This is a genomic window from Agrobacterium sp. rho-8.1 (genome assembly GCF_033957725.1).
In the GTDB taxonomy this organism is placed as follows: domain Bacteria; phylum Pseudomonadota; class Alphaproteobacteria; order Rhizobiales; family Rhizobiaceae; genus Agrobacterium.
In genome coordinates, this window is record NZ_CP192788.1 from 131,389 (window position 1) to 149,905 (window position 18,517).

Annotated in this window: 18 protein-coding genes and 1 tRNA gene; 6 read left to right on the forward strand and 13 right to left on the reverse strand. The window is 57.1% G+C overall.

The genetic code is table 11. The annotated features are described in order from the left end of the window. Positions 1–60 precede the first annotated feature (60 nt). Entirely contained in the window at positions 61–249 is a 189-nt protein-coding gene (locus RMR21_RS00670) for a Flp family type IVb pilin (RefSeq protein ID WP_498668832.1), read from the reverse strand. 489 nt (positions 250–738) lie between these two features. Between RMR21_RS00670 and RMR21_RS00675 the strand changes: the two genes are divergently transcribed. Beyond that, positions 739–1,086, forward strand: a complete 348-nt coding sequence (locus tag RMR21_RS00675) for a pilus assembly protein N-terminal domain-containing protein (RefSeq protein ID WP_498670196.1) — start codon at positions 739–741, stop codon at positions 1,084–1,086. Positions 1,087–1,236: 150 nt separating this feature from the next. Here RMR21_RS00675 and RMR21_RS00680 read toward each other — a convergent pair. From RMR21_RS00680 to RMR21_RS00695, 4 genes are all read right to left on the reverse strand, one after another. Continuing rightward, positions 1,237–1,323 (reverse strand) — tRNA-Leu (locus RMR21_RS00680). A gap of 150 nt (positions 1,324–1,473) precedes the next feature. Further along, positions 1,474–1,785 (reverse strand): Rdx family protein, encoded by a 312-nt coding sequence (locus tag RMR21_RS00685; protein WP_498668833.1) that lies wholly within the window; start codon positions 1,783–1,785, stop codon positions 1,474–1,476. A gap of 96 nt (positions 1,786–1,881) precedes the next feature. Continuing rightward, positions 1,882–2,400 carry a GNAT family N-acetyltransferase gene (locus RMR21_RS00690; RefSeq protein WP_498668834.1) on the reverse strand — a complete coding sequence of 173 codons (519 nt, stop codon included), beginning with the start codon at positions 2,398–2,400 and terminating at the stop codon, positions 1,882–1,884. A gap of 17 nt (positions 2,401–2,417) precedes the next feature. Then, positions 2,418–2,996 (reverse strand): helix-turn-helix domain-containing protein, encoded by a 579-nt coding sequence (locus RMR21_RS00695; protein ID WP_498668835.1) that lies wholly within the window; start codon positions 2,994–2,996, stop codon positions 2,418–2,420. A 199-nt stretch (positions 2,997–3,195) separates the two neighbouring features. On the opposite strand from RMR21_RS00695, the gene lepA reads away from it, so the two are divergent. Next, positions 3,196–5,034 (forward strand): translation elongation factor 4, encoded by a 1,839-nt coding sequence (lepA, locus tag RMR21_RS00700; protein WP_498670197.1) that lies wholly within the window; start codon positions 3,196–3,198, stop codon positions 5,032–5,034. Between the two features lie 141 nt (positions 5,035–5,175). Here the strand turns inward: lepA and RMR21_RS00705 are convergent, their stop codons facing one another. Both RMR21_RS00705 and RMR21_RS00710 read right to left on the reverse strand, forming a co-directional pair. Then, the gene (locus tag RMR21_RS00705; RefSeq protein WP_498668836.1) at positions 5,176–5,463 is read right to left on the reverse strand and encodes a hypothetical protein; all 288 of its coding nucleotides are present in this window, start codon (positions 5,461–5,463) and stop codon (positions 5,176–5,178) included. Positions 5,464–5,546: 83 nt separating this feature from the next. Continuing rightward, the gene (locus RMR21_RS00710) at positions 5,547–6,965 is read right to left on the reverse strand and encodes an aminotransferase-like domain-containing protein (RefSeq protein ID WP_498668837.1); all 1,419 of its coding nucleotides are present in this window, start codon (positions 6,963–6,965) and stop codon (positions 5,547–5,549) included. Between the two features lie 104 nt (positions 6,966–7,069). Between RMR21_RS00710 and RMR21_RS00715 the strand changes: the two genes are divergently transcribed. Next, the gene (locus RMR21_RS00715; RefSeq protein WP_498668838.1) at positions 7,070–7,948 is read left to right on the forward strand and encodes a DMT family transporter; all 879 of its coding nucleotides are present in this window, start codon (positions 7,070–7,072) and stop codon (positions 7,946–7,948) included. On the opposite strand, the gene RMR21_RS00720 is transcribed toward RMR21_RS00715, so the two are convergent. The 3 genes from RMR21_RS00720 to RMR21_RS00730 form a co-directional block, all read right to left on the reverse strand. Continuing rightward, positions 7,945–9,039 carry a glycoside hydrolase family 25 protein gene (locus RMR21_RS00720; RefSeq protein WP_498668839.1) on the reverse strand — a complete coding sequence of 365 codons (1,095 nt, stop codon included), beginning with the start codon at positions 9,037–9,039 and terminating at the stop codon, positions 7,945–7,947. The genes RMR21_RS00715 and RMR21_RS00720 overlap by 4 nt on opposite strands. A 223-nt stretch (positions 9,040–9,262) precedes the next feature. Further along, the gene (locus RMR21_RS00725) at positions 9,263–11,767 is read right to left on the reverse strand and encodes a methyl-accepting chemotaxis protein (protein ID WP_498668840.1); all 2,505 of its coding nucleotides are present in this window, start codon (positions 11,765–11,767) and stop codon (positions 9,263–9,265) included. A 192-nt stretch (positions 11,768–11,959) separates the two neighbouring features. Next, positions 11,960–13,024 (reverse strand): alpha/beta hydrolase family protein, encoded by a 1,065-nt coding sequence (locus RMR21_RS00730; RefSeq protein ID WP_498668841.1) that lies wholly within the window; start codon positions 13,022–13,024, stop codon positions 11,960–11,962. Between the two features lie 144 nt (positions 13,025–13,168). On the opposite strand from RMR21_RS00730, the gene RMR21_RS00735 reads away from it, so the two are divergent. Beyond that, the gene (locus RMR21_RS00735) at positions 13,169–14,227 is read left to right on the forward strand and encodes a helix-turn-helix domain-containing protein (protein WP_498668842.1); all 1,059 of its coding nucleotides are present in this window, start codon (positions 13,169–13,171) and stop codon (positions 14,225–14,227) included. Positions 14,228–14,262: 35 nt separating this feature from the next. On the opposite strand, the gene RMR21_RS00740 is transcribed toward RMR21_RS00735, so the two are convergent. Continuing rightward, entirely contained in the window at positions 14,263–15,366 is a 1,104-nt protein-coding gene (locus tag RMR21_RS00740) for a TRAP transporter substrate-binding protein (RefSeq protein WP_498668843.1), read from the reverse strand. Between the two features lie 266 nt (positions 15,367–15,632). Here RMR21_RS00740 and mbfA point away from each other — a divergent pair, with 266 nt between their 5' ends. After that, on the forward strand, positions 15,633–16,616 hold the full coding sequence (gene mbfA, locus RMR21_RS00745; RefSeq protein WP_498668844.1) for an iron exporter MbfA: 984 nt from the start codon (positions 15,633–15,635) through the stop codon (positions 16,614–16,616). Positions 16,617–16,661: 45 nt separating this feature from the next. On the opposite strand, the gene RMR21_RS00750 is transcribed toward mbfA, so the two are convergent. After that, a complete protein-coding gene (locus RMR21_RS00750) occupies positions 16,662–17,060 on the reverse strand; it encodes a RidA family protein (RefSeq protein WP_498668845.1) in 399 nt (132 codons plus the stop codon). A gap of 182 nt (positions 17,061–17,242) precedes the next feature. On the opposite strand from RMR21_RS00750, the gene RMR21_RS00755 reads away from it, so the two are divergent. Continuing rightward, positions 17,243–17,836 (forward strand): TetR/AcrR family transcriptional regulator, encoded by a 594-nt coding sequence (locus RMR21_RS00755; RefSeq protein WP_498668846.1) that lies wholly within the window; start codon positions 17,243–17,245, stop codon positions 17,834–17,836. Positions 17,837–17,851: 15 nt separating this feature from the next. Here RMR21_RS00755 and RMR21_RS00760 read toward each other — a convergent pair whose 3' ends face one another. Then, positions 17,852–18,466 (reverse strand): transglutaminase-like cysteine peptidase, encoded by a 615-nt coding sequence (locus tag RMR21_RS00760; RefSeq protein ID WP_498668848.1) that lies wholly within the window; start codon positions 18,464–18,466, stop codon positions 17,852–17,854. Between the last annotated feature and the right edge of the window lie 51 nt (positions 18,467–18,517).

Below are 18,517 nucleotides of genomic sequence, written 5' to 3' on the forward strand. Positions count from 1 at the left end.
TTGCTAAAGCATGACGCCGCCCCGAAAGGGCGGCGCGAAGATGTTCGACTTCAAACTCAATCAGTTGTTAGCGGCGGTAGCGGCCGTGGTCAGGCGAGTGCTAAGTGTCGTGAAAATTGCGCCGAGACGCGTTCCAACTGTCGTAGCACCAGTAATGATGGCAACGGAAATCAGCGCTGCGATCAGGCCGTATTCGATGGCGGTCGCGCCGGACTCGTCTTTCATGAAGCGAGCGAAAATGTTTGTCATGGGTTGTCTCCTGAAACTCGTCGATTGTTGATCAGCACGCCGCCAACTGTTTGCCGTTGTTCGGTTGACGCCAAATTACAGAAGGTCACTTTCCAATCGCTTAAAAAATTTCCTTAAGAAGTCGTAAACAGCCTATGTAATTTGGCGTGGTAAACAATATATCAAAGTAAAATATCAATTTTTATAAAGCAGGAGATGCGCTTATTCTCAAGGTTTTCGGAGACTTTTGCTTGCGATAATATTTCCTGAGATGATACAAGTCCCGTGCCATTATGATGCATTACTATCAGTTAAAATCTATATTTGTGATAGCAGCATTGCTGCGTCTCGTTATGGGATCTGTGTTTAACTGTTGATTCACCAATCCGGCGCATGATGTTGGGGATGAGAGACCGCGTGATGCGTCAACAAGGGCTGCCCATATCCATGTCATCCGTTTTCGTGGCCAGAATTGCTGTTGCGCTTGTGGTGCTTGCCGCGATACCGGCAATGGCGATGTCCAGCGAGGACGACATGTTGCGCGTTTCCATGAACCACGCCCGTGTCCTGAAACTGGATCGGCCGGTCAGCAAGGTCATCATCGGCAATTCCAAGGTCGCAGACGCAACTGTTGCGGATGCGACAACCATCGTTCTCACCGGACGAAGCTTCGGCACCACCAATCTGGTCCTGCTGGACAGCGACGGAAATGCCATCGTTGATCAACGCGTGCTCGTCTCTATCGACGAAGGCAACACCGTCCGCGTCTTCCGCCAGACCGCCCGCACGGTTCTGTCCTGCACACCCAATTGCGAAGAACATTCCCCCAATGAGGGCGCGACGGGTAGCGGCCAGTAATCGTATCCAGAATATTCCGAGTGGCAGATATGTGCTGCGACAAAGCCCCATCAAGCCAAGCGAGCACCAACGCAAAAAGCGCCCGAAGGCGCTGTTTTTTATGGTGATTTTTTAGCTAAGTGTTTGATCTGGCTAAGATCAAAAATGGAATGGTGCCCAGAAGAGGACTCGAACCTCCACACCCTTTCGAGTACCAGCACCTGAAGCTGGCGCGTCTACCAATTCCGCCATCTGGGCGACGAGGAGCCATGTACGGGGGCAGCCCTCTGGTGTCAACAGAGATTTTGAAGTTTTGTGACGATCATTGATTTTTCAGCGAAAAAATCGATGCGCCAGACCAAAGCCTGTCTCGCGTGGCGAATGGCTGCCCTTAAACGTCCTCGAGAATCAGGTGTCTAGGCCTTCGTTTTTCGACCTGTCGAGATGGCCGAGGTCGCGGGTAGGGTCGATGACATCCCGAACACGCTGCTTGAGTTCCTTCGCGCCGGGAAAACCGCCATCGCGTTTGCGCTCCCAGATGACGTTTCCGTCCACCAGGATTTCGAACCGCCCCCCAGTCGCTGGCACCAGCGCGACTTCCCCGAGACTATCGGCGAATGTCTGCAAAAGCTCCTGCGCCATCCATGACGAACGCAAGAGCCAGTTGCACTGCGTGCAATAGATAATGGAAATGCGCGGTTTGGGGGGTGCGTCTGCCATGGTGCCCTCATTCGTCATGCGCGGAATCATTCTTCAGCGGGCGTAGATTTGCAAGGGGCTGTCGCTTGCCCTTTTCGTTGGTGGAGACATGAGGCGCTATGCGATCCGCTTGTAAAACAAAGTGGTGGCACAAGAGGACCCATCGGGAAAAAGCGCGTAGTCCGGGATCACGCCCACGCGTTCCCAACCAAACCGAGGGTAGATCGCCTCTGCATCGCTGCCGGTTGCCGTATCAAGGACCAGAAGCGTTCTTCCGCGGTTTGCGGCCTCTGCCTCCACATGCGCCATCAGCCTGCGCGAAAGACCAAGTCCGCGTGCCGACCGATGCACCAGAAGCTTCATCAGGTCACCCCGGTGGGGCTGGTTTGGTTTGGAGGCGAGTCCGATCTGAACCGTGCCGACTGTTTTTCCGTCTATCTGTGCCACGCCATGGATCGTGTCGCCATGATCCACGGCCTCTGCCACGCCTTGCCAATATGCCATTGCGTCGGCGGGTGCGAAAGGCAGCATGAAGCCGACAGAAGCGCCACCATTGACGCAATCGGCCACGATGTCGCAAAGATCTGGCAGTGCGGCCAGTGTCTCGCCACCGGTCAATGTGCGGATATTCGTCATCTAAAACTCCTGAGATATCAACGCTTGCGCTGGTCCAGCACCACGGCGTAGCGGGCGGGGGTGTCGGACGGGTTATGGAATGTGTGGCCCTCGCCAACGGGCATGAACAGGCAATCCCCTGAAGACATCCGGTGCACGGCATCGCCTGTAGTCATTTCGAGCGTACCCTCCAGCAGCCACACATATTGCGTCATGCCGTGGCTGGCCGCATGCGGGGGAAAGCTGACTTTTGCGCGCGCGGGAAAATTCACCTCGACGATATCGACATCCGAGCCGACGCGGGGAGGGGAGATGGCGCGCCGCACATAGCCCGTATCCGGGTCTCGCCATGTCGGTTGGTCCTGCCTTTTGATCAGCGGCGAGACGGCGTCTTCATCTTCCGCGAAGAAGCCGGAAAGCGACAACCCAAGGGCCGCACAGATGCGTGCCAGAAGCGCTGCTGTGGGGCTCGCCTCGCCACGCTCGACACGGGAAATCATGGCGCGGCTGACGCCGGAAGCGCTGGCAAGCTGGTCGAGCGTGAGATTGCCGCGGGTCCGCAGATGCTTGATGCGCTGCGCAATCGACTGTTCGAAGGTGTCTGTCCGATGTTCCATGATAATAGATTAATTATCCTTTATAGTAGAGTCAATATCCATGATGAGAGAATTCGCGCCCTGAGACCTGAACGTCCGTCCATGCCATTCACGATTTCCGCCATCCCCTATCTCCATCCGCGCAGTCTGCTGGCTGGAAAAGCCCAACTTTAAAGGCTTTTAACCAAATTCCCGCTTTTCCAGCGCAAGGGCCCCTGCTATAGCGCGGGGCATGAGCACAAATTCGACCCGCACCCCGCTTGACCATATCCGCAACTTCTCCATCGTCGCCCATATCGACCATGGCAAATCCACGCTGGCCGACCGGTTGATCCAGTCGACGGGCGGCCTTGCCGAGCGCGACATGTCCGAGCAGGTGCTCGACAATATGGATATCGAGCGGGAACGCGGCATTACCATCAAGGCACAGACCGTGCGCCTGCACTACAAGGCGAACAACGGCGAAATCTATGTCCTGAACCTCATCGACACCCCCGGCCACGTCGACTTTGCCTACGAAGTGTCGCGGTCGCTGTCGGCCTGTGAAGGTTCGCTTTTGGTGGTGGATGCGTCCCAGGGTGTGGAAGCGCAGACACTGGCCAATGTTTATCAGGCCATCGACAACGACCATGAGATCGTCACGGTTCTGAACAAGATCGACCTGCCAGCCGCCGAGCCGGACCGCATTCGTGAACAGATCGAGGAAGTCATCGGCATCGATGCCTCCCAGGCCGTTCTGATTTCAGCAAAGACAGGCCTCGGCATCCCAGACGTTCTGGAAGCCATTGTCCACCAGTTGCCGCCGCCAAAGAGCGAGCTTGGCGAAAAGGGTCCGTTGAAAGCGCTGCTCGTCGATAGCTGGTACGATACCTATCTCGGCGTCATGGTTCTGGTGCGCGTGCTCGATGGCGTGCTGACCAAGGGCCAGACCATCCGCATGATGGGCACGGACGCGAAATATCAGGTCGAACGCGTCGGCGTTCTGACGCCTAAGATGGTGGCTGTCGATAGCCTCGGCCCTGGCGAGATCGGTTTCATCACCGGCTCGATCAAGGAAGTGGCCGATACCCGCGTTGGCGATACCATTACCGAAGACAAGAAGCCGACGGCGCAGGCGCTACCGGGCTTCAAACCGGCTCAGCCGGTGGTGTTCTGCGGTCTCTTCCCGGTGGATGCTGCGGATTTCGAAGACCTGCGCGCTGCCATGGGCAAGCTTCGCCTCAATGATGCGTCGTTCTCGTTCGAAATGGAATCGTCCGCCGCTCTCGGCTTCGGTTTCCGTTGCGGCTTCCTCGGCCTGCTGCATCTGGAAATCATTCAGGAACGCCTCGAGCGCGAATTCGATCTCGATCTGATCGCGACGGCTCCTTCGGTGGTCTATCAGCTGACGATGACCGATGGGTCCGAGCGCGAGCTGCATAACCCGGCCGACATGCCGGATGTTGTTCGCATCTCTGAAATCCGCGAACCGTGGATCAAGGCGACCATCCTCACCCCGGATGACTATCTCGGCGGCATTCTCAAGCTCTGTCAGGATCGCCGAGGCGTTCAGACCGAACTCACCTATGTCGGCAAGCGCGCCATGCTGACCTACGAGCTGCCACTGAACGAGGTGGTGTTCGACTTCTACGACCGCCTGAAATCCATCTCCAAGGGTTACGCCTCGTTCGATTACCATCTGGATGGTTACCGCGAAGGCAACCTCGTCAAGATGTCGATCATGGTCAATGGCGAGCCGGTGGATGCGCTATCCATGCTGGTCCACCGCACCGCTGCCGAAAAGCGCGGTCGGGACATGTGCGAGAAGCTGAAAGACCTCATACCGCGTCACATGTTCAAGATCCCCATTCAGGCGGCGATCGGCGGCAACGTCATCGCCCGCGAAACGATCTCGGCCATGCGCAAGGACGTCACCGCCAAGTGCTACGGCGGCGACGCTACCCGAAAGCGCAAACTTCTGGACAAGCAGAAGGAAGGCAAGAAGCGCATGCGCCAGTTCGGCAAGGTGGATATTCCGCAGGAAGCGTTCATTGCCGCACTGAAGATGAGCGACGATTGATATGAAAAGGGCGCCGGGGCGCCCTTTCTGTTGCGATCGCTCACAGGGTCTTTTCGGCAGGACTCTCTGTTTTTTGCCAGCCACACCCGAAACTGCTTGCCCGGAGGCAAGCGATCTCCATGTCTGGCAATGATATCAGTCCTATGGCTGTGTCTGCGTACCGCCGGTGTTCGGCGAAGCAGGTGCCGTGTTGTTCGGTGCGACTGGCGTCATTGGCGCTGGGGTTGACGTGGTCGTCGTCGTTGTTGCGTTGGTCTTTGACGGAGCACTCATCTGCATCCAGATGAAGCCACCGACCAAGAGAACGGCGATAACAGCTACCCATGGCGCCCAGCTAGCCGATTTGCGGGCTGCTGCGGGTGTTGTACGAAGTTCTGGGCGGTCTGGACGAAGATTGGGATCGCGTGGCAGGTTTGGATCGAATGTCATGGTGTTTCTCCTCTTCCCAGGGGAGAAAATACAATTTTGCGTGATTGGTTCCGGAAATCTATAAGGGGTGAAAACTGGTAGCTCTACGATGTCGCGCGCGCCGCATCGATTGCTTCATGCAAAACCTTTGCAAATTCAGGGTCGTCGCACTGTGAAACATTGAACCGCATATGTGACGAGGCGGTTCGCGACTGACTGAAGATGTTGCCTGGGGCAAGGACAACATCTTTCGAGAGGGCAAGCCGAGCGACAGCTGCCGCATCGACACCGTCAGGCAGGCTGCACCACAAAAATAGACCCGCCTGCGGCTCGATCCATGGCTTGATGTCAAGCATGCGAAGCCGTGCTGCCGTTTCCATCCTTGCTCGCGACAGCCTGACTTTCACCGCTTCCATGTGACGCCTGTAGCCGCCATCCTTCAGCGCGGCCAGGAGCAATGCCTCGCAAAGCTGGTTGCCGGAAAAACTCGTGGCGATCTTAAGGTCTGTCAAAGGCTCTATCCACCGTTGTGGCGCGGCGATGTATCCGCAGCGAACGGATGCCGAGAGTGTCTTGGAAAAACTGCCGATCTGCACGACACGGTTCAGCCCATCGAAGGCCGCAAGTCGCGGTGCTTTGTGGTCTTCGAAATCTGCAAAAATATCGTCTTCAATGATTGTAAGTCCGGCTCTTTCCGCCAACATCAGCACCCGATGCGCTGTGACGGGTGAAAGAACCGCGCCGGTTGGGTTATGGATCGCAGAATTGGTGATGTAGAGGCGCGGCTGGTATTCGTTCAACGCCTGTTCAAACACCGCCACATCAGGTCCGGATGGCGTGTACGGCACGCCGATGACCTTGACCCGATGAGCGCGCAGCAGAGCGTGAAAATTGAAATAGCAGGGGTCATCGACCAGGACCGTCGCCCCTGGCTCCAGCAGAAAACGGCAAAGCAGATCTATAGCGTGCGTGCCGCTATCCGTCAGCATGATGTGGTCCGGCGCAGCATGCACGCCGTTTTCCGACAGTCGCCGTGCCAGCAGTTTCCGCAAGGGGAGAAGTCCGAGCGGTGTGCCGTAGTCGGTCAAGATGTGTGGATCGGCGCGTGCCACGGTGCGCATGGCTCGGCGCATTGCCTCTTCCGGCATCCATGAAGGCGGCATCCAGCCACAACCGGGCTTTATCATGCCATCCTGACCACCGAGCGCAAGGCGCGAGACCCAGAAGGGATCAACCGCGCGGTCGAGCTTAGGGCCGATCTCGGCTATCGAAAGTGGAGCCAAAGCCGCGACGACATAGAATCCCGATCCGGGGCGAGACTGAATGATACCCTCTGCAATCAGCCGTTCATAGGCTTCGACGACGGTTGAGGTTGAAACCAGCATCGTCTTTGCAAATGCGCGCACGGATGGGAGTTTTGCCCCCGCCGCAAGGCTGCGGGAAGAAATTCGCTGCCTGATTTCCATCATCACGCTATTGATACGCGGCGCGCGATCGCCAGGTTCAGGTGCAGCTAAATTCATCTGTATTGCTCATAATACCAGAACAGTTTCGACAAACTGTATCGCACTGTCGCTGTCTGTACCATCCATTCCGGCCCATACATCCATGGAAACGGAGTATTCAAATGGACCGGCAGTCGAGTGGTTGGTGGAGCGGATTTTTGGGCGTGGTGATTTTCAGTGGCTCCTTGCCTGCAACGCGCTTGGCGGTCATGGGGTTCGATCCCGTATTTCTGACCCTGGCGCGAGCCACGATTGCAGGACTGCTCGGGGGAGCGCTTCTCATGGCTTTTCGGCAAAAGCGTCCCGCGCAGAGCGACGTGCTGTCTCTGGCCATCGTTTCGCTGGGTGTCGTCGTCGGCTTCCCTTTGCTGACAGCCATGGCATTGCAGCACATCACCTCCGCCCATTCTGTCGTCTTCATCGGCCTGCTGCCGTTGGCGACGGCCATATTTGCCGTTCTGCGCGGAGGCGAGCGCCCGCTTTTGGCGTTCTGGCTGTACTCATGTGTAGGAAGTGCACTGGTCGCTGGTTTCGCGATGACACAGGGCGGGTCGGCATCGCTGACCGGTGATCTCCTGATGTTGGCGGCCATTGCGCTTTGCGGCATAGGCTATGCGGAGGGTGCGGTTTTGTCTCGCAAGCTTGGCGGCTGGCAGGTCATTTCATGGGCGCTGGTTTTGTCGCTGCCCATCATGCTGCCGCTCGTACTCTTCACCCTGCCAGCATCGTGGAGCGAGATTGACGTTGCCGCGTGGGGAGGGCTTGTCTACGTGTCCCTGTTCAGCATGTTGATCGGCTTTATCTTCTGGTATCGCGGACTGGCGCTGGGTGGCATCGCGGCCGTTGGCCAATTGCAATTGCTCCAGCCCTTCATGGGGCTTGTGCTGGCGGCAAGCCTGCTGGGCGAAATCGTCAGCATCCCGATGCTGCTGACAACCGTTGGTGTCGTGGCCTGTGTCGTCGGGGCGAAAAAATCGGCGACGAAGCCGCGGCCTGATTAGCCTTTGCCACGGCGCGATGTCCAGCGAAGCCAGCTTTCCTCGTTGCCGCTGAAGACGTTGAGGTCGATTTTGCCCTCCACACCATGGGACAGGCCTGATCCGGAATATTGCCAGAACATCCATTTGCGGTCGGGATAGACCTTGGACGGATGCTGAGCCACGGCTCGCAGCCAGAAGGGATAGTTCTGGAATTCACCCGACAGGTGGTCCTTGTAGAAGTCCGGTGCAGTATAAATGATCGGGCGCTGGCCGTAATGGTTTTCCAGCATGTCCATGAAGACCTGCATCTTTTCCAGCACCTTGGCGCGCGGCAGCCGCATTTTGCAGCTGGATTCGCCATTATATTCCACATCGATCACGGGCGGCAGCGCATCGGGATCGCGCGGGACGTTGCGAATGAACCAGTCTGCCTGCTGGCTTGCGGGGCGGCACCAGTAGAAGAAGTGGTAGGCGCCCCTGCGAAGTCCTGCGGCCTTGGAGCGGTTCCAGTTGGTCTTGAACATCGGGTCCAGATGATCACCGCCATCGGTTGCCTTGATGAACGCAAAGTTGGCACCGCGTGATCTCAGCCTCTCCCAATCGATATTGCCCTGCCAGCGGGAAACATCGACGCCATGCACGGCGAAGTGCCGTGGCGTAATCCTGCCAAAATTGATCGGCTTGGCATCGCTGAAGTTTGAGCGAAAGATGCGGGATCGTACGGCTGGCCCGGCATTGATGGCGGGTGCGGCGGCCATGGCCATCTGCACCGACGCCTCATCTGGAAGTCCGACACCGGCCTGTGGCGACATGGACGTGTCGATCTGAGGCACGACACGGCGCGGCGCGGCCTGTTGATCGAGAGCGGCAAAGGCTTTGGGTTCCTGCGGAACCGGTCCGCCCCAGGCCAATACCTTCTGGGCAGATTCGGCACGAAGCGGCGCGCGCGTCTGGCCAACACTGGCCTGCGGCACCGGTGCCGAAGGCGTTACGGAACTCGTCGTTTCCTTGGAAGGAATTCCCGCCATCAGGCTTTCCGGCCCGGAACTGGACGTACATCCCGCAAGGGATAGGCAGGCTAGAAAGATGGCTGGTACTGTCGATCGATACATGAGAATCCGTACGCAAAACAGACGGGCAAGCACGAGATGCACCACCCTGGAACCGTGAAAAAAGATGACTAACGACAAATTATCAAAAAAGGCTGAATCCAATCTTTACGATGGGAAAATCACGAGAAAGACGAGATGACGTTTGCGTGAGACGGCATTGAGCATGACAGCAAAAAGCGCGGACGAAACCGCCCGCGCTCACGTTTGAAATTCCCGTTTTGGGTCAGGCAGCGCGCCGGTGATCCCGCGTGCTGTCAAGGCGGAACTGCTCCAGCAGACCGAGCAACTGATCCGTCTCTTCATTCAGCTGTTCGCTGGCTGCACTTGTCTCTTCCACCATCGCAGCATTCTGCTGCGTCAGCAGATCCACTTCACCCACGGAGCTGTTGATCTGCTGCATGGCAACCGATTGGTCCTGCGTAGCCTGCGTGATCTGCTGGACATGGTCGCTGACATGGGAAATTTGCGTGCCGATCTGTGCCAGCGCTTCGCCGGTCTGGGTCACGAGGCTGGAACCTGCGGCAACCTCCTGGTTTGAAACGGCAATCAGCTGACGGATTTCCTTGGCAGCCGCGGCCGATCTTTGCGCCAACTCGCGAACTTCATGGGCAACGACGGCGAAGCCCTTGCCCGCCTCACCGGCGCGCGCGGCTTCGACGCCCGCGTTCAGAGCCAGCAAATTCGTCTGGAACGAAATGGAATCGATGACCTCGGTAATGTTGCCGATGGTCTTCGATGCATTCTCGATCCGCTCCATGGCCGATATCGCATTGCCGACGATGACGAGAGAATCATCGGTGTTGCGGCGGGTCTTGTCGACAATGGTGTTGGCTTCACGGGCACGGTCCACGGCGTTGCGCATATTGGAATTGACCTCATCCACGGCTGCCGCCGTTTCCTCTAGCGAGGCAGCCTGACGTTCCGTGCGGCGCGCAAGATCGACGGCAGATTCAGACATCTGCTGGGCGTTGCCCCTGATGGCGCCGACATTTTCCAATATGCCGCCCATGGTTTCGCGCAATCGCAGCATGGACTGGTTGAAATCGACGCGCAACTGCTCGAGACGATCACTGAACGGGGTGTCGATGGTGGTGGAAATGTCGCCTGCGGACAGTCTCTTGAGGCCACCCGCCAAAGCGGCAACAGCAAACTGGATCTGGCGATCCAGTTCTTTTCGCTCGGCATCGTTCAACTGGCGGGCCGCTTCGGCGGAGGCGCGCTGTTCTCGCGTGGAGGCTTCAAGACGGGTGCGCTCTTCGGCATTCTCCTTGAAGACTTCAAGTGCACGCGCCATGTCGCCGATTTCGTCGTAACGGTTCTTTCCATCCAGCGGAATGTCGATCTCTCCCTTTGCCAGACGTTTCATGGCGCTGACGATACCGAGGATCGGTCCCTTGAAGGTCATGACCAGACCGATACCAGCGAAAATCGCGACGAGAACGCCAATGACCATGGCGGACAGGGAGATGTCATTCGCCTTGCTGCGTTCGGTATCGGCTGCTGTACGCTGCTTTTCGGAAAACGACGTCAGGCTTGCCCAAACGTTGCGGATTTCGTCTTCGGCCATGCCGAAGGCAACTTTGCGCTGCTGGGAAATGGTAAGAAGCGCGGTCGCGGAGCCATCCAGTTTCGTTGCCAGATTATCGATCGCCTTGGCGCTGTTGCGCGTGGCGTCGGACATCTTGGTGTCGCCGGTCATTTCGCCGGTGGAAACATTCAGGCGAAATGCAGCGTCTCGGAAGGTCTCAAGCGACGCCTTGCTGGGTGCGGCCACATAGCCAGCCATCTGCAGCTCCAGGTTTTTGGCATCTTCGGCAATCTGGCGGGCGGTGGCGAGGAAGGCTGTTGCCTGCTCGATGGGCTGATCGAGCTTACCAAACACTTCTGTCGCCAGTCGTGATTTGACGGAGGCAAATCCCTGGAGGCGGATTGTCGCCGGGCGCATCAGGTTGACGACGCGGTCTATGGTTCCAACCGTGCTGTCGTTGACAACACCGATATCCAGCTGCGCGCGGATCTGCGTCACACCGTCGGCGAGCTGATCGATAATCATCTTCTGGTCGACATTGGCGATGGCGACAAGTTCCTTGACGGTGCTCTCCAGCGTGCCGATGGCGGCCTTCACGACGGCGGTCTTTTCTTCAGGCGCTGTCGTTTTGTTGAAGTCGGTGACCACGGTAGCGATCACGTTGGCGCCGCGGTTCAGTTTGTCGGCTTCACGCAACATCAGCTTGGCTTTCGCCTCATCGGTCTGCAACGTGCTTCTCATGTTGGTGGCATTGGCCAGAAGGCCGCGCAATTCGCTTGTGATCGTGCCAAGGTCGGCACTCATGCTGGCGCGAAGAGCCTGTTCCTGACCGTGGCTGGTCCACAGCTCATCGACCTGCTTGTCGATGGTTGCTGTGCGCTCGATCGCGTCTTTTATTTCCGGAGAATGACCGTCTTCGGTTGCACGCAGAAAATTGGCCTGTTCTGAAAGCTGGCGGTGCAACGCGGCCCGTGTGTCATCATTGGTATTGCTGAGAAACGATGTCATTCCCCCATAGACTTCCTTGAATCCGGTCAAGGATCGCAGGATCGTGTTGGAAACATCCATGCGGCTTTGCAGGAGGTTAGATGCGTATAGACCGGACAGCCCGACTGCTAGAATACTGGCAACGAATGGCGCGATGAACACAATGACCTTGGTTTGTATCTTAAACCGCGCCAGCAAATTATCGATGATCATTAACTTTCCCCAAAGCCCGCTTCTGAACTGACGTCCCGTTTCTCGTGGAATCGTCGTGTTTCAACTTGTGCAACCGAGGTTTGAAAAAAATGTTAAGACCAAAGGGCTTGGCGTTAGATGAGCTTCATATCATGAACGCCGGCGCAATCATCCGGCGTCCTGCTAAAGTCGGGTTGTAATCCGTGGCCTTTCTCAGTTATCGGCTTTCAGCGCTGTGCGAAATGCAGTGACGATCAGCGTTGCCAGTTGCGCATGGATGTCCTCCCGATCGCGGTCGGTGGGTGTGCAAATCGGATCGATCTCGCCAACAGACTTTAGAAGCTCTGCCGCACCCGGCTTGCACACCGGCAGAAAGCTGAAGTGGTCCGCATCGTCGATTTGCACATATGCCGCATTCTGCACGTCTCTGGCGAGTTGATCGGACAGGACAGAGACGGGGATTTTACCGACACTGCCCAAATTGATGAAGGACAGCGGTATCTGGATCTCTTTCAGGCTGTCCTTTGTGAAGGCGATCTCCAGACCGGGATCGACCAGAACTGCGGTGCGGATGCGTTCATCGTGGTTTGATTGTTCGAAGCGCGCTTTATCGACGCTTCGCAAATCGAATTTCGGGACATCGATCCTTTCTTCGTTTTTATAGCCACGCCCGCCAGTGAACCATGTGCAATCCATGGATTGCGCGTAATCGACGCAATATTGCACATAGGCGTCCAGATTGGCCCGCGCGCCTGCCAGTTCCAATGCCGCACTGCCACCCAGCGAAAAGCCCAAGACACCGATGCGATTGGCATCGATGAAAGGAGACCATTGTGCGCCGGTCGTGAGCGATGTGATGATGGTGGAGAGGTCATCGGTCCGCTCCCAGATTTTCGGCGTATCTTCAGGGGTGGAATCGCCACTGGTGGTGCCGGGGTGATCCGGTGCTGCAACGATGAAACCCGCGGAAGCAAGTGCGGTGGCAATCCAGGCCATGCCGATGCCGCGAGAGCCGGAACCATGCGACAGGAGCACCAAGGGTAGATGGCCGGACTGAGGAGTTGCGTTCTTGAGTGCGGCAGCGCCCACAAAAATCCTGTTTTCGCCGACATCGACACGATCACCTTGTCCATCGGTAGGATACCAAATGGTCACGGCAAGGTCCTTGCCGCGTGCGGGCGAGGGGATGGAAATGTCGCGGGTGCCGACATCGCCACCTGCAAAAGCGGGCGTCATGGCGAGGGTGGATAGGAGAACAGCTGAGAGGAGGGTTCGCATCGAAAGGCCTCATGGGTTGGAGCAACGATGCCGGTTTCGTCCCGCCTCACTTTTTTCACGCCCTGAATCACGTTTGAGGTCGTCCCCGAACGCGATTCAGGTCATGTAGGAGCCATTGTCGGTTCAAGTTTTGGGTCAGCCCACGTGCTTTTCATTCCCTTGCCCATTGTCGTTTCACTTCTGCTGTTTATGATGCTGGTCTCGATCCTAGTGGGACATGGTGCGGGTAAAGCCAACCGCCCGTTTCTGGCGCTGATTGCGCTCAGTGCCGTGCAATCAGCGCTTGTGGGTCTGCGCTGGGGGTATCAGATCGAATGGCTGCGATTTGCGCTGCCGATCATGGCCTCGCTGTTGCCGCCGCTCGCCTATGCCAGTTTTCGCAGCCTGATGAATGGCTGGCGTCTGGAAAGCATGGCGACGATTGCCAGTGTCGTCGTGCCGCCGTTGGTGATCGCAGCGCTTTTGGTCGTTTATCCCATTGCCATCGACGCTACGCTCATTGCGTTGTTTGTGGGCTACGCAATCGCCATCGTGCTGCTCGGCAGCCGTGGCCCGGACGGGTTGGAGGAGGCGCAGTTTGCAAGCGTTGGGCCGGTCCATCGCGCCCTTTATCTTGCCGCCGCCGCACTGTGCCTTTCGGCGGCTTTCGATATTCTCGTTCTGCTGGATTTTCATTGGGCACGCGGAGAAAATGCGGGCGTCATCATCAGCAACGGCAACTTGCTGGGCCTGCTTCTGATTGGCCTCACTGCATGGGTCGCGGGTGACAGTAAACCGGAGGCATCGTCAAGCGGCGTGCAGCCGGAGCCAGAACCATCAGGCCCCACGGCCGAGGACCACGAGATCATGGCGCGGCTGGAGGCGTTGATGGTGGGTCATAAGGTTTACCGCGACGAGAACCTCAACCTGTCCCGTCTTGCTCGCAAACTGGCCTTGCCCAGTCGCCAGATTTCCCAGGCCATCAACCGCGCCACGGGTGGCAATGTCTCGCAATATATCAATCAGTTGAGGGTTGCCGATGCCTGCCGCCTGCTGGAAGAAACCGAGCAATCGGTCACCGCCATCATGCTGGAAAGCGGTTTCCAGACCAAGTCCAATTTCAATCGCGAATTTCGTCGCATCACCGGCATGAGCCCGCTGGCCTGGCGCGAACGTCAGGTCTGGAAACTGGTGTCAGCCAACAACAAAGGCCACGCGGAATAACCACGTGGCCTTTTCGATGGGGCTGATCGGGTTGATTACAGCGTGCCGTTGCGCTGCTGGATCATCATATAGGTGTCGTAGGTGTATTCGGAAATCTGAGCCCAGAGATAAGCATCCTTCTTGAACGCCTGCTGGTGCTCGTAAATCTTTTTGAAGTTCTCGTTGACCGAGGAAAGCTCTGCATAGGTTTCAAGCGCCGCCTTGTGGCAGACGTCGAGAATTTCCTGGCTAAAGGGACGCAGGATGGCGCCCTGTGCTACCAGTTCCTTCAAAGCCTTGGGATTGCGGGCATCGTAACGCTCCAGCATCGAGGCGCTGCCAGCCGCACAGGCATCTTGCAGCATGCGCTTGTAATGATCAGGCAGGCTGTTGAACTTTTCGAGATTGACGAAGGCATGGCATGCCGGGCCACCTTCCCACCATGCGGGATAGTAGTAGTATTTCGCGACCTTGTAGAAGCCGAGCTTCTGGTCGTCATAGGGTCCGACGAATTCGGTGGCGTCGATGGTGCCCTTTTCCAGCGCCGCGTAGACGTCGCCGCCTGCAATCTGCTGTGGGGTGATGCCAACCTTCTGCATGACTTGGCCCGTCAGACCGGCGATCCGCATTTTCAGACCCTTGAGATCGTCGATCGTATTGATTTCCTTGCGGAACCAGCCGCCCATCTGCGCGCCGGTATTGCCCAGCAGAATGGAATGGATGTTATACTTGGCCAGAAACGCGTTCAGCAACTCGTTGCCACCCGCCTGGTTGAACCAGGCATTGGTCTGGCGGGCGTTGAGGCCGAAAGGAATGCTTGTGCCGAGCGCAAAGGTCGGGTCTTTACCAACGTAATAATATGAGCAGGTATGGGCCATTTCGACCGTGCCCGCTGTCACCGCATCTGCGGCCTGAAGGGCAGGGACGATCTCGCCACCCGCGAAATGCTGAATGGTGAAATTGCCGCCGGAGGCTTCCTTCACATGGTCGGCAACGATCTGACCCGCGCCGAACAGAATATCGAGACCCTTGGTGAAGGACGATGTCATGCGCCAGTTGATCTTGGGGTTTTCCTGCGCAATGGCAGGTGCGGCAAGAGCGGTTGCTGTGACGCCTGCACCAGCGGCACCAGCCCGGCGGATAAATGATCTGCGATCCATGTCGATTCAAGCCCTGAAAGTAGCAAAATAGGCGAACCGCCTGGTACGCCTCCCGCGAACTAATAACCATGTCCTCCATGAGCCTTCAAGATAATCTTGGTGATATTGAGTCTCGGTTCTCAGTTTTCCAGCAACTGGAAACGCGCAGCGAATTGGCGTCAAGCCGCAGTGCAGGACTTTGTTCGAGCCTTTTAGAATCATTCTAATTTATCTTGCGCTTTTATGGGTGTGGCTGTAATTAGAATTATTCTAAAGAGGATCGATCCATGTTCCGCAGCATCTTGCCGGGGTCAAAGCGCCCATTTTCATCTCTCAGCGAGCAGGAAATTCTTGCTCTTGCCATATCGTCTGAGGAGGACGATGCGCGCATTTACCGCTCCTATGCCGGGCATCTGAAAGCGCAATTTCCGCAATCCGCCAAAGTCTTCGAGGATATGGCGGAGGTCGAGCACGCGCATCGCAATATGCTGATCGGCATGCATCAGGATCGTTTTGGCGAGACGATTCCCCTCATTCGCCGAGAGCATGTCAGTGGCTTCTACGAGCGCAAGCCCGATTGGTTGGTGAAAAACCTGCCATTGGAAAAGATCCGCGAACAGGCAGAAGAGATGGAGCAGCAGGCGATCCGTTTCTACGACGAGGCGATCAAGCACGTGACCGACGCCTCGACGCGCAAGCTGCTGGGCGATCTGGCCGAGGCCGAACGTGGTCACGAAGATATTGCCGGGATGCTGGATGGGAAGCATCTAACGGAGGACGCGAAGTCCGAGGAAGAAGAGACTGCGAAGCGGCAGTTTCTCCTGACCTACGTGCAGCCTGGTCTTGCCGGTCTGATGGATGGCTCGGTCTCGACGCTCGCCCCGATCTTTGCCGCCGCATTCGCCACGCAAGACACCTGGCAAACGTTTCTGATTGGCCTTTCCGCATCCGTCGGCGCGGGCATTTCCATGGGCTTTACGGAAGCCGCCCATGACGATGGCAAGCTGTCGGGACGTGGATCTCCTTTGAAACGCGGCCTCGCATCCGGCATCATGACGGCCATTGGCGGTCTGGGTCATACGCTGCCCTATCTCATCTCGCACTTCTGGACGGCAACCGCCGTTGCCGCCGTCATCGTCTTCATGGAGCTTTGGGCCATCGCCTTCATCCAGAACCGCTATATGGAAACCCCGTTCCTGCGTGCTGTCTTTCAGGTGGTGCTGGGTGGCTCGCTTGTGCTGGCCGCCGGTATTCTCATCGGCAATGGTTGACGATGGAGGAGGGCGGTTGAAACCGCCCTCCCTTCTCTATGTCTGTCAGTCCTTGGACGGAAGACGGGCAATGACCTTGATCTCGAAATCGAACCCGGCCAGCCAGGTGACGCCAACCGCAGTCCAGGTGGGGTAAGGCTTATCGTCGAAGACTGTCTCCTTGACGCTCATGATGGTTTCGAACTGGTTTTCCGGGTCGGTATGAAAGGTCGTCACGTCAACAATGTCGTCGAAGGTGGCGCCTGCTGCCGCCAGAACGGCTTTCAGATTATCGAAAGCAAGCCGGACCTGTTTGGCGAAATCCGGCTCGGCCGATCCGTCGTCGCGGCTGCCGACCTGACCTGAAACGAACAGGAGCTCGCCGGATCGGACCGCAGGCGAATAGCCGTGCTTGTCATAGAGGGCGTGTCGATTGGGTAGAAAAACGGCGTCGCGGTTGCTCATGATTATCTCCAGTTTTTGGTCAGCCGAACCCTATCCCTGGCGAGGTGCCCTCAGGGCTTGGGGTCGGCTCATCATTGATGTTCGGGCCGTAATTTGATATACGCCTCGTATGTCTATATATGCGAACATACGGGGCGTATGTCAATAAGCATACGCCCCGTATGTGATTTTAAGGACGGAATATGTCACCCAAAACGCGCGCGCAAATGGTCGAAGAAACACGTGGAAAGCTGATTGCCGCTGCGCGAAAAGCATTCGCATCAAAGGGTTACGCGGCGTCTTCCATGGATGATCTGACAGCGGAAGCAGGTTTGACGAGGGGCGCGCTCTACCACAATTTCGGCGATAAAAAGGGTTTGCTTCAGGCCGTCATCGATCAGATCGATGCAGAAATGCTGGAGCGCCTGCGGGTGGTGCAGGAGGGTGCAGAAACGCCATGGCTGGGCCTGCTGTCAGAAAGCACGGCTTACATCGAAATGGCATTGGAGCCGGAAATTCAGCGGGTCATGCTTCTGGATGGACCGGCGGTTCTGGGTGACCCGGCCAAATGGCCCAACCAGACCGCTTGTCTTCGCCGCATCGAGGAAACCGTTCAGAGCTTGATCGATGATGGAACGCTCAAGCCTGTCGATGCGAAAGCGGCAACATGGCTGCTCAATGGTGCCGTCTTGAACGCAGCTTTGTGGATTGCAGCCGCCGACGATCCGCGCGCCGCTTTTCCCAAGGCAGTCGAAGCCTTCCGCCACATGGCCTCCGGCCTGTTGGCAAAGCGGTGATACCCGGTCAGGATACTATCTCAGCGCGCCGACCAGAACGTCGCGGCCATCTTCGATGGAAACCCAGCGACCTGTGTTGAAAGATGCCTGACGCTTCAGGTAGGTGTAGGTGGTATCTGTCCAGAGTTTGACGTCATCCGACAGGTTATCGAGAATGAAATCGCCGTCATTTGTTCGGAGTGTCAGAACGGCATGGCCTTCACCATCCGGCTTGCGCACGACGGTGACCAGAAGGTCGGAAACGGCGAAGCCGCGTTCGGTCAGTTTCTTGCGCTTCAGCAACACGAAATCTTCGCAGTCACCAGCCGTTTTGGGATATTCCCAGACTTCTTCCTTGCCGTAAACTTCCATGTCGGTCATGGCGATGATGGTGGTGTTGACCTCCGTATTGACCTCGCGAATGACCTTCCAGCCATATTCGGTCACACGCGGTGGTGGGGTCAGCTTGCTGCGTATATCGCACTCGGAAACATACTTCTGGCAGAACTCGTAATGACCGATAGGCTGGGACGTGATGCCTCCGGTGACCATGGACGGGCTGCCCTTGTTATCTGCCTGCGCGGATGCCGCAGAAAGTATTCCTGCCGCAACTGCAACTAGCAGAGCAAGCGCCCGAGGTGCGTTCTTCATGAAACCCGTCCCTTAAAATCTTAATGAAAAGTTAAGAGACGGCAGGGGTAT